At 73.5% G+C, this 9,768-nt stretch carries 13 protein-coding genes; 2 read left to right on the top strand and 11 right to left on the bottom strand.

The genetic code is table 11. From position 1 onward, the window contains the following. The first annotated feature begins 275 nt into the window (after nt 1-275). Nucleotides 276-1,499, top strand: coding sequence for a THUMP-like domain-containing protein (locus VN520_RS12920; protein WP_325747045.1), 1,224 nt, complete (start codon nt 276-278; stop codon nt 1,497-1,499). A gap of 209 nt (nt 1,500-1,708) precedes the next feature. Here VN520_RS12920 and VN520_RS12925 read toward each other — a convergent pair whose 3' ends face one another. The 6 genes from VN520_RS12925 to tsaB all read right to left on the bottom strand — a co-directional run bounded on the left by VN520_RS12925 (nt 1,709) and on the right by tsaB (nt 5,133). Further along, complete coding sequence (locus VN520_RS12925; RefSeq protein ID WP_325747034.1) at nt 1,709-1,981, bottom strand: DUF1876 domain-containing protein; 273 nt, start codon at nt 1,979-1,981, stop codon at nt 1,709-1,711. A gap of 90 nt (nt 1,982-2,071) precedes the next feature. Then, complete coding sequence (locus VN520_RS12930) at nt 2,072-2,536, bottom strand: VOC family protein (protein WP_325747035.1); 465 nt, start codon at nt 2,534-2,536, stop codon at nt 2,072-2,074. A 95-nt stretch (nt 2,537-2,631) separates the two neighbouring features. Next, nucleotides 2,632-2,901: a hypothetical protein gene (locus tag VN520_RS12935; RefSeq protein WP_325747036.1), complete on the bottom strand. Its 270-nt coding sequence runs from the start codon at nt 2,899-2,901 to the stop codon at nt 2,632-2,634. Next, nucleotides 2,898-3,998, bottom strand: a complete 1,101-nt coding sequence (gene tsaD, locus VN520_RS12940; protein WP_325747037.1) for a tRNA (adenosine(37)-N6)-threonylcarbamoyltransferase complex transferase subunit TsaD — start codon at nt 3,996-3,998, stop codon at nt 2,898-2,900. The genes VN520_RS12935 and tsaD overlap by 4 nt, the downstream gene beginning before the upstream one ends. Next, a complete protein-coding gene (rimI, locus tag VN520_RS12945; RefSeq protein WP_325747038.1) occupies nt 3,998-4,489 on the bottom strand; it encodes a ribosomal protein S18-alanine N-acetyltransferase in 492 nt (163 codons plus the stop codon). Before rimI ends, tsaD begins: the two co-directional genes overlap by 1 nt. Beyond that, nucleotides 4,486-5,133, bottom strand: coding sequence for a tRNA (adenosine(37)-N6)-threonylcarbamoyltransferase complex dimerization subunit type 1 TsaB (tsaB, locus tag VN520_RS12950; protein WP_325747046.1), 648 nt, complete (start codon nt 5,131-5,133; stop codon nt 4,486-4,488). The genes rimI and tsaB overlap by 4 nt, the downstream gene beginning before the upstream one ends. 135 nt (nt 5,134-5,268) lie before the next feature. Between tsaB and VN520_RS12955 the strand changes: the two genes are divergently transcribed. Beyond that, nucleotides 5,269-5,859, top strand: a complete 591-nt coding sequence (locus VN520_RS12955) for a hypothetical protein (protein ID WP_325747039.1) — start codon at nt 5,269-5,271, stop codon at nt 5,857-5,859. A gap of 8 nt (nt 5,860-5,867) precedes the next feature. Here VN520_RS12955 and VN520_RS12960 read toward each other — a convergent pair whose 3' ends face one another. From VN520_RS12960 to VN520_RS12980, 5 genes are all read right to left on the bottom strand, one after another. Next, complete coding sequence (locus VN520_RS12960) at nt 5,868-6,074, bottom strand: hypothetical protein (protein ID WP_325747040.1); 207 nt, start codon at nt 6,072-6,074, stop codon at nt 5,868-5,870. 181 nt (nt 6,075-6,255) lie between these two features. Further along, nucleotides 6,256-6,789 carry a tRNA (adenosine(37)-N6)-threonylcarbamoyltransferase complex ATPase subunit type 1 TsaE gene (tsaE, locus tag VN520_RS12965; protein WP_325747041.1) on the bottom strand — a complete coding sequence of 178 codons (534 nt, stop codon included), beginning with the start codon at nt 6,787-6,789 and terminating at the stop codon, nt 6,256-6,258. Between the two features lie 19 nt (nt 6,790-6,808). After that, nucleotides 6,809-8,059 carry an alpha/beta hydrolase gene (locus VN520_RS12970; RefSeq protein WP_325747042.1) on the bottom strand — a complete coding sequence of 417 codons (1,251 nt, stop codon included), beginning with the start codon at nt 8,057-8,059 and terminating at the stop codon, nt 6,809-6,811. 68 nt (nt 8,060-8,127) lie between these two features. After that, complete coding sequence (alr, locus tag VN520_RS12975; RefSeq protein ID WP_325747043.1) at nt 8,128-9,282, bottom strand: alanine racemase; 1,155 nt, start codon at nt 9,280-9,282, stop codon at nt 8,128-8,130. Nucleotides 9,283-9,343: 61 nt separating this feature from the next. Beyond that, complete coding sequence (locus VN520_RS12980) at nt 9,344-9,730, bottom strand: DUF488 domain-containing protein (RefSeq protein WP_325747044.1); 387 nt, start codon at nt 9,728-9,730, stop codon at nt 9,344-9,346. Nucleotides 9,731-9,768: the final 38 nt, after the last annotated feature.

Below are 9,768 nucleotides of genomic sequence, written 5' to 3' on the forward strand. Positions count from 1 at the left end.
GGGGCGGCCGCTCCCGGCAGTCCGGCGGGCGGTTCCTGCCGCAGGGCGGCGTCGTCCGTACCGCCGGAGCACCCGGAGGCGGCGGCTCCGGCCAGCAGCGCCACCAGGAGGAAACGGACCGGTCCACGGTATTTCGGGGCGGATTTTTCTTTTTGTCTTACTAGCTGCATGGCGCCGCATCCTGCCACCGCGTCACCGGCTGCCTCCCGCGACACCTCCGGCGGTCCCGCCGGGTCCCCCGGCTGGCTCACAATGGACCGGTGAACGATGGACCCGTGGAAGCCCTCCCCCCCGCCGACAAGGCCGGTCAGGCCGGCCCGCTCGCCGCCTTCGCCGCCCTGCGCACCCCGGAGGGCGCGGCGCTCCTGGACGAGCTGCGGGACCACGACCCGGCCCGGGAGCTGGCGACCGCCACCCGGCTGCGCCGCACGCACCCCGCCGCCCTCGTGTCGGCGGCGCTCGGCCAGGCACGGCTGCGGCAGCGGGCGGTGGCCAAATTCGGGGCCGACGACGCGTACCGCATGTTCTTCACCCCCGACGGCGTGGAACAGGCAACCCGCACCTCGGTCGCCGACTACCGCGCCGGACGGTTCGCGGAGCTCGGCGTACGGAGCGTGGCCGATCTGTGCTGCGGCATCGGCGGCGACGCGATCGCCCTGGCCAGGGCGGGCATCTCGGTCCTGGCGGTGGACCGCGATCCGCTCACCGTCCTGGTCGCCCGCGCCAACGCCGAGGCGCTCGGACTCCAGGACCTCGTCGAGGTGCGGTGCGCCGACGTCACGGAGACCGACACCTCCCCGTACGACGCGGTCTTCGTCGACCCCGCGCGGCGCGGCGGACGCGGCAGGATCTTCGACCCCGAGGCCTGTTCGCCGCCGCTGTCCTGGGCGACCGGGGCCGCGCTGAAGGCCCCGCGCGCCGCGCTGAAGATCGCCCCCGGGGTCCCGCACGAGGCGATCGGGCCGCAGGCCGAGGCCGAGTGGATCTCGGACGGCGGCGACGTCAAGGAAGCCGTGCTCTGGTTCGGCGAGGGCTTCGCCCCGGGCACCTTCCGGGCCACGCTGCTCCCCTCCCGCGCGACCCTCGCCTCCGACGGTCCGCTCCCCGCCCCGCCGGTGGGCCCCGTCGGCCGGTATCTGTACGAGCCGGACGGGGCGGTCATCCGCGCCCACCTGGTGGCCCGCGTCGTGGAGGACTGCGGCGGCAGGCTGATCGACGAGACCATCGCGTACGTCACGAACGACACGCCGTACGCATCCGACACCACGGCCGCGTACGAGATCACCGATCAGATGCCCTTCCACATGAAGAAGCTGAAGGCCCTGCTGAGGGAGCGCGGGGTAGGCGTCCTGACGGTGAAGAAGCGCGGCTCCGCCGTCGAACCGGAGGAACTCCGCCGGAGGATGAAGCTCCAGGGGCCGCACGCCGCCACGGTCTTCCTGACCCGGGTGGCCGGGGCCCCGACAATGCTGATCGGACAGCCGGTGAAGCGCTCCTGATCAGGCGTTCACGGTGATCAGCGGGTCCGCCGGCGCACCGACGAGCACCCGCAGCACCCACCGCCGACGGGCGAACGCCTCGCTCAGCCCGGCCGGTCCGGCTGACCGGGCGAGCGAGGAACGCCGGCCCCGTCAACCGGGTCACCAGGCCGTACGTCTCCTGGCCGGGGCCGGCGGCGTCTCCTGGCCGGGGCGGGCGGCCCCTGGAGTCAGGTGAGCGGGTACGACGTACGGCCGGACGCCTCGTCGATCTCGTCGTGCGCCTTGGTGAGCAGCTTCATCGCCAGTTCGTTGAGCGCGCGGGCCCCGGCGATCTCCTCGCCGACCCTCGGCTGCTCCGCGTCGGAGGGGTGGCGGCTGGCGTACCCGTGGGCCCGCACCTCGGTCCCGTCACTCAGCCGCACCATCGCGGCCGCCCGGGTCCGGTGGGTGTCCTCCTCGAACTCCAGCTCGACATGCCATCCGACGACTGTCTCCATCATCACGGTCACCTCCCGGAAGGGTTCTGCTTCCAGGGTGCGCCCGTTCCCCGCCCCGCGCACGGCGTGCGCGGGGCGGGTCCAGGTGCTCGCTCAGGCGTCCCGCAGGGCCTGGACGTCCAGCTTCCGCATCCCCGTCATCGCCTTCATCACGCGGCCCGCCCTGGCCCGGTCGGGACCGGCGAGCAGCTCGGGCAGCGCGCGCGGGACGATCTGCCAGGACAGGCCGTACCTGTCCTTCAGCCACCCGCACATGCTCTCCTCACCGCCGTCGGTGAGCTTCGCCCACAGGGTGTCGACCTCCTCCTGGTCCGCACAGTCCACGCTGAGCGAGATGGCCTCGCTGAAGTGGAAGTGCGGGCCGCCGTTGAGACCGAGGTACTCCTGGCCGGCGAGCACGAAGTCCACCGTCAGGACCGAACCGGCCTCCCCCGGCGCCGCGTCGGAATTACGGCTGATGCCGACGACGCGGGAGTCCCCGCCGAAGACCGAGACGTAGAACTCCGCTGCTTCCTGGGCCTGGCCGTCGAACCACAGACAGGGCCTGATCTTCTGCATGGTCCCTCTCCTCGCACCGGGGGACGTCGTCGTCCGCTGTACAAGGTGGACCGGCGCCGCGCCGGGAACTCATCGGAACACGCACGGCGCGTGTGTCAGCCGCCCGCCGGGCCGAGGGACTCGAAGCGCCACCGGTGCACCGGGCGGCTGATCAGACCGGCGTCCGGCTCGGGCAGCTCCGGCAGCTCGTCGTCATACGCCGCGTCCCACCAGGTCAGCACGAGGACCCGGTCCTGCGGAGCGCGCAGCAGTTCGCTGCGCAGCGGTTCCCGGGCCAGCTCGGCCGCCTCGGCCCCGGCCCACTCCAGCAGCTCCGCGCCCCGGCCCTCGGCGGCGCGGGCCTCCCACATCAGGGCGACGGTCATGAGTAGAGGTTGTCCTTGCTGATCTCGTGCACGTGGTCGTGGCCGTGGCCGTGCGCGCCCGGCACGTGCGGCTCCGTGACCGGCAGCGAGGAGTCCGCCGACAGGCCCAGGTCCGACACCGGGCGGTTGCGCGCCACCATCTCCGCGCCCAGCGCGGCGACCATGGCCCCGTTGTCCGTGCACAGCCCCGGCCTGGGGACCCTCAGCCGGATGCCCGCCTTCGCGCACCGCTCCTCGGCGAGGGCCCGCAGCCGTGAGTTCGCCGCGACGCCGCCGCCGATCATCAGGTGGTCGACGCCCTCGTCCTTGCAGGCCCGGACCGCCTTGCGGGTGAGGACGTCCACCACGGCCTCCTGGAAGGACGCCGCCACGTCCCGCACGGGAATGTCCTCACCGGCCGCACGCTTCGCCTCGATCCAGCGCGCCACGGACGTCTTGAGGCCGGAGAACGAGAAGTCGTACGCGGGATCACGCGGGCCGCTCAGCCCGCGGGGGAACGCGATCGCCTTCGGGTCGCCCTCCCGTGCGAGCCGGTCGATGACCGGGCCGCCGGGGAAGCCGAGGTCCAGCACCCGGGCGATCTTGTCGAAGGCCTCACCCGCCGCGTCGTCGATGGTCGCGCCCAGCGGCCGTACGTCGTTCGTGATGTCCGGGGCCAGCAGCAGCGAGGAGTGCCCGCCGCTCACCAGCAGCGCCATCGTCGGCTCGGGCAGCGGGCCGTGCTCCAGCTGGTCGACGCAGATGTGCGAGGCCAGGTGGTTCACCCCGTACAGCGGCTTGCCCAGCGCGTACGCGTACGCCTTGGCGGCCGAGACGCCGACGAGCAGCGCCCCGGCGAGCCCGGGGCCGGCCGTGACGGCGATGCCGTCGAGGTCACGGGCGCTGATCCCGGCGTCCTTCAGGGCCCGCTCGATGGTGGGGACCATCGACTCCAGGTGGGCGCGGGAGGCGATCTCCGGGACGACGCCGCCGAAGCGGGCGTGCGTGTCGACGCTGGACGCGACGGCGTCGGCGAGGAGCGTCGTGCCGCGCACGATGCCGACGCCGGTCTCGTCGCAGGAGGTCTCGATACCGAGTACGAGCGGTTCGTCAGCCATCAGTCTGTCTCTGTTCCTTGTACGGTCAGGCGCATGACGAGTGCGTCGATGTTCCCCGGCTGGTAGTAGCCCCGGCGGAAGCCGATGGGCTCGAAGCCGAAGCGTTCGTAGAGCTTCTGTGCACGGGTGTTGTCGACACGGACCTCCAGGAGCACGGCGGTGCACTCGAAGGCCGTGGCGTGCCGGAGGAGGTCGGTCAGGAGTTCGGAGCCGAGGCCGCCGCCCCACCGGCCGCGGCTGACCGCGATCGTCTGGACGTCGGCGAGGTCACCGGCCGAGGCGAGGCCCGCGTAACCGACGATCCGGCCGTCGGCGGGGTTCTCGGCGACGACGTAGCGGTGGGTGGCCCGCGGCCCGCGGGCGCGGGCCAGTTCGGACCAGAACATGCCGGCCGACCAGGCGTCCTCGGGGAACAGCTCGTGCTCCAGCTCCAGCACCGGCTCGATGTCCCACCAGCGCATCTCACGGAGCACAGCGGTCGCGGTGGTCACTTGGGGGTGACCACCTTGTAGTTCTTCGGGACCTGGGCGTCGGGCCTGCGCAGATAGAGCGGCTGCGGCGGCAGCAGGGCGGCCCCGGCGGCCAGCCGTTCGACGGCCAGGGCGGCGAGCGCGCCGGCGAGGACGTGCTCCGGGCCGCGGGCGTCCGGGAAGGCCTCGGGGTAGAGCAGCGCGCCCGCGCCGACGACGGGCAGCCCCGCGAGCCGGTCCGCGATCCCGGCGGGCCGGTCGACGGCGGGTTCGCCGGTCCGGGTGCGGGAGTCCTCGTACCGCGCCCAGTAGACCTCCTTGCGGCGCGCGTCGGTCGCGACGGCGAAGGGGCCTTCGAGGCCGTCGAGCCCGGCGGCGTACGCGAGGGCGTCGAGCGTGCACAGCCCGTGCACCGGCACGGAGAGGGCGGCGCCGAAGGTCGCCGCGGTGACCAGGCCGACGCGCAGCCCGGTGTACGGGCCGGGGCCGACCCCGACGGCCACGTCGGTCACGGCGTCGAGCTTCACCCCGGCCTCGGCGAGGACCCGGTCGACGGCGGGCAGCAGCAGTTCCCCGTGCCTCCGGGCGTCGACCTGGCCGGTCTCGGCGACGACGGAGGTCCCGTCGTGGAGGGCGGCGGTGACGGCGGGGGTGGCGGTATCCATGGCGAGCAGCAGCACACGAACAGCCTACGGCTCCGCCGACCCGGCCACGGCAGCCCGTGCAGCGTCCCGGTCCCCCCTTCGGCTGCTGGTACCGTCGCCGGGTATACGCGTGTACGACGTAAATACTTGTACGACATGCGACCGACGCATGTGAAAGGGGACCTCACGGTGGCACGGGGCAGCTCGGGATTCGTGGCCGGGCTCACTGCCGCGGCGGTGGCCGCGGTCTGTTTCCTCGCCTACCAGGCGTCGGCGAACGCACCCGACTCGGTCGCCGCCCCCTCGGGCGCGCCCTCCGGGGCGACGGCCTCCCCCACCGTGAAGCCCACGCCCACGAAGGATCCGCTCGCGGTCCCGGCGGACTCCGGCACGGGGGCCCGCGTCGTGTACGCGCTGAAGGACCGCCGGGTGTGGATCGTGGACGACGGGGAGAAGGCCCTCCGGACGTTCGCCGTGATGCCGAGCTCGGTGAGCCCGCCGCCCGGCGCGTACCAGGTCACCTCACGCTCCGGCAGCATCAAGGGGTCCGACGGCGTCCCGATCGAGCACGTGGTGCGCTTCGCGAACGTCGACGACGTGTCCGTGGGCTTCAGCGCCGCGCAGGACGACTCGATGCACAGCCCCGACCCCACGATGAAGACCGGCGGGGTACGGATGAAGCGGGCCGACGGCGATGCGCTGTGGACCTTCGCGACGGTCGGCGTGCAGGTCGTCGTCGTCCCGTAACGGGCAGGTCAGGCTGCGTCGCGCTGCGCGGCGGGCCGCGCAGCGGTGCCGTCCTCGTCGGCGTGCACGTCGTCGGCCCGCTCCTCGCGGGGCGGTGTCGACACCGCCGTCGCCGCCGCACAGGAGGCCAGCAGGTCCTTCATCGAGACCGCGGACGCCGACGGTGGCTCCGCCTGCGACGACTGCGGCTGCACTTCACGCTCGGATGCCGGCATGCTGCCTCCTCGGGCTTCGTCCAGGGGCGTGGTTAGGTAGACCTAACCAATCCCTGCACCCATGGGAACACGCCGGGCCTCCCGCGCGCAACATTTTGCCGACGGCTTGTCGGAAAGCGCCGGGAAATGCGGCGGGAGGCGCAGCGGGAAGCGCGGCGGTGAGCCCTCGGCGGGGCCGCTCTCAGCGCGCCGCCAGTTCCGCGCCCAGACCCGCCCAGCGCGCGCCGATCCCGACCAGGGTCACCGTGCGGCGCTCGTCGTCCGTGTCACCGGCCGCGCGGTCGATCACCACCCGCAGCCGGTCCTCCGACAGCTCCTCGACCTTGCCGTCGCCCCACTCCACGACGACCACCGACTCCGGCAGTGACACGTCGAGGTCCAGGTCCTCCATCTCGTCGAGACCGCCGCCCAGCCGGTACGCGTCGACGTGGACCAGGGCCGGGCCCTCGCCCAGCGGCGGATGGACCCGGGCGATCACGAAGGTCGGCGAGGTGACGGCGCCCCGTACACCGAGGCCTTCACCGAGCCCGCGGGTCAGGGTCGTCTTGCCCGCGCCGAGCTCACCGGTGAGCATCACCAGGTCGCCGGGGGCCAGCACCCCGGCGATCCGGCGGCCCAGATCCTTCATCTCTTCGGGGGACTCCACGGCGACGTCCAGGATGACGGTGCCCGGTGCGGCGGTGCCGGTCACCGGGCCGTTGTGCGCTGCTTCCATGCCGACCAACGGTAGAGGATCAGCGTGTCCCGGCCGGAACGGCTCCGATCCGCACCAGCAGGTCCGCGAGCCGGTCGGTCACCGTCTCCGGGTGCTCCAGCATCACCAGGTGTCCGGCGTCCGGCACGATGACCAGCTCCGCGTCCGGGAGTTCGTCCGCGATGGCCTCGCTGTGCGAACTGGGCGTCACGAGGTCCTTGTCACCGGCCAGGATCAGCACCGGGAGCCCGCGGAAGGCGGGCAGGGCCCCGCTCTTGTCGTGCTCGGTGAACGCCGGGTAGAACTCGGCGACCACATCGATCGGGGTCGACTCGATCAGGCGCTCGGCGAACCGCGCGACCGCCGGGTCCACGTCGCGCGAGCCGAACGAGTACCGCTTGATCAGCCCCGCGAACAGGTCGGCGGTCGCCCGCCGCCCGCGCTCCACCAGCTCGGCCTGCGAACCGAGCGCCCTCAGTACCCCGGGCAGCACACGGCGCACCGCGTTCACGCCGGCCACCGGCAGCCCGAAATTCACCTCGCCGAGCTTGCCGCTCGACGTCCCCACGAACGCGACCGCGGCCACCCGGTCGCGGATCAGCTCCGGATACCGGTCGGCGAGCGCCATCATCGTCATCCCGCCCATGGAGTGCCCGACCAGCACCAGCGGCCCCTCGGGCGCCGCCGCGTCGATGACCGCCTTGAGATCCCGGCCGAGCTGGTCGATGCCGACCGGCACGCCCTCGCCCTGCGCCCTGCCCCGCTCGGAGCGGCCGTGGCTGCGCTGGTCCCAGTGGACCGTGCGGACCAGGCCCCGCAGCGCGGCCCGCTGGAAGTGCCAGGAGTCCTGGCCGAGGCAGTAGCCGTGGCTGAAGACGACGGTCAGGGGGGCGGGGTCCTTGCTGCCGAACAGTCTGCGCCGCCGCGTCCCGGAGCCCGCGGAGGCACTCGCCCCGGATCCCGCGGGGGTACTCACCCCGGGGCCCCCGTCCGCACGGCTCGTACCACCGTCCGGTTCGATCTCGTCGACCTCGTAGTACAGCTCGGTCCCGTCGTCCGCCACCGCCCGGCCCGGCAGCCCGCGCAGCGAGCCGTACGGGCCGGAGGCGTCCAGCGCGAGGCGGGCCTTCTTGCGCATGCCCCGGCCCACCGTGAGCCGCTCGACGGCGACGCCCGCGGCCGCACCCGCGGCGAGGACGCCTATCGCAGCCCCGGCGAAGCCCGCCCGGCGCCAGCCGGCCGCCGCGACGGCCGCCGTCGCCACCACGTCCTCCGCGCTGGTCTCGCTCACCGTGCCGTGCTCCTTCGTCGTCTTCGTCGTCTTCGTCGTCGGACCGCGGTCGTGGCCGGGACCAGGTCTCAGTCCCGGCCGGCGTCCTCGTGGAGATGGACGCGCGGGACGCGTACGCCGATGCGCGTGACGATCTCGTACGCGATCGTGCCGGCCGCCTCGGCCCAGTCCTCCGCGCTCGGCTCGCCCCGGTCCCCCGGCCCGAACAGCACCGCTTCCGCGCCCGCTTCGAGGGGGTCTCCCCCGAGGTCGACCACGAACTGGTCCATGGCGACCCTGCCCGCGATCCTGCGCACCGCACCTCCGACCAGGACGGGGCCCCGGCCGGAGGCGTGGCGCGGGACGCCGTCCGCGTAACCGACGGGCACCAGGGCGAGCGTCGTCCCGGCGGGGGTCGTGTAGTGGTGCCCGTAGCTGATGCCGTGGCCCGGGGGCACCTGCTTGACCAGCGCGACGGAGGCGGCGAGCGTCATGACGGGCCGCAGCCCGAAGTCGGCCGGGGTGCCCAGCTCGGGGCTGGGCGAGACGCCGTACATCGCGATCCCGGTGCGTACGAGATCGAAGTGGGACTCGGGCACCGTGAGTGTCGCCGGGGAGTTGGCGATGTGCCGCACCTCGGGCCTGACGCCTTCCTTCTCCGCGTACGCCACCATGTCGCGGAAGACGTCCAGCTGAGCGGCGATCGAGGGGTGGCCGGGCTCGTCGGCGCAGGCGAAGTGCGACCAGAGCCCGGTGACGCGCAGGACGCCCGCCTCCTCGGCGGCGCGGGCCGCCGTGACGAGTGCGGGCCAGTCCGCGGGCTGGCAGCCGTTGCGCCCCAGGCCGGTGTCGGCCTTGAGCTGGACCCGGGCCGGGATCCCGGCGGCGGTGGCCGCCGCGACGACCTCCTCCAGCGCCCACATCCCGCTCACCGAGACGTCGATGTCCGCCTCGACCGCCTCACGCCAGGGGCCGCCCGGCGTCCACAGCCAGCACATCACCCGGCCGCCGATCCCGGCTTCCCGCAGGGCGAGCGCCTCCTGCGGGGTGGCGGTGCCCAGCCAGGCCGCCCCGGCCTCCAGCGCCGCCCTGGCACACGGCACCGCCCCGTGCCCGTACGCATCGGACTTCAGCACGGCCATGAGCTGTGCCCCCGGCGCCTTGGCGCGCAGGACGCGCACGTTGGCGCGCAACGCGGCGAGGTCGATCTCGGCACGGGCTCTCAGGGTCGCTGTCTCGTTCATCGCGCCCAGTGTCTCAGAGCCGTACGCCTGTGCCCTCGACCTCCTGTGCCCGGTGAGGCGGTCAGCGGTGGTCGAGGGCGTTCTCCAGGTGGCCGACGAGGACCGGGACATGGCCGGCCGGGACGTCCTTCACGGCCGTGACGAGGGTGACGGGACCGCCCCGGCGCAGCAGGGCGAGCAGCTCCTCGACGGCCTCGGTGTGCCCGGGGTCGCCGAGCTCGGTGCGGTAGCGCTCCACGAAGCCGTCGTACCGGTCGCCGGAGCGGTCCTCGTGGTACCAGGTGCGGAGCTCCTCCGAGGGGGCCGCGTCCTTGGCCCACAGGTCGACCGCCGCATCCTCCTTCGAGATCCCGCGCGGCCAGAGCCGGTCGACCAGGACGCGGCTGCCGTCGTCGTCCTCCGGCGGGTCGTACACCCTGCGTACGCGTATGCCGCTGCCACTGCCCACGGCCGCTCACCTCCCGTTCCCGTGGTTCCAGCGTGGCT

The organism is Streptomyces sp. (assembly GCF_035563135.1).
GTDB lineage: Bacteria > Actinomycetota > Actinomycetes > Streptomycetales > Streptomycetaceae > Streptomyces.

Bases quoted from the DNA above. Each gene is read 5' to 3' on its own strand.
- VN520_RS12925 (WP_325747034.1), bottom strand. From the start codon at position 1,981: ATGATGGAGACAGTCGTCGGATGGCATGTCGAGCTGGAGTTCGAGGAG.
- VN520_RS12930 (WP_325747035.1), bottom strand. From the start codon at position 2,536: ATGCAGAAGATCAGGCCCTGTCTGTGGTTCGACGGCCAGGCCCAGGAA.
- VN520_RS12935 (WP_325747036.1), bottom strand. From the start codon at position 2,901: ATGACCGTCGCCCTGATGTGGGAGGCCCGCGCCGCCGAGGGCCGGGGC.
- tsaD (WP_325747037.1), bottom strand. From the start codon at position 3,998: ATGGCTGACGAACCGCTCGTACTCGGTATCGAGACCTCCTGCGACGAG.
- tsaB (WP_325747046.1), bottom strand. From the start codon at position 5,133: ATGGATACCGCCACCCCCGCCGTCACCGCCGCCCTCCACGACGGGACC.
- VN520_RS12955 (WP_325747039.1), top strand. From the start codon at position 5,269: ATGCGACCGACGCATGTGAAAGGGGACCTCACGGTGGCACGGGGCAGC.
- VN520_RS12960 (WP_325747040.1), bottom strand. From the start codon at position 6,074: ATGCCGGCATCCGAGCGTGAAGTGCAGCCGCAGTCGTCGCAGGCGGAG.
- tsaE (WP_325747041.1), bottom strand. From the start codon at position 6,789: ATGGAAGCAGCGCACAACGGCCCGGTGACCGGCACCGCCGCACCGGGC.
- alr (WP_325747043.1), bottom strand. From the start codon at position 9,282: ATGAACGAGACAGCGACCCTGAGAGCCCGTGCCGAGATCGACCTCGCC.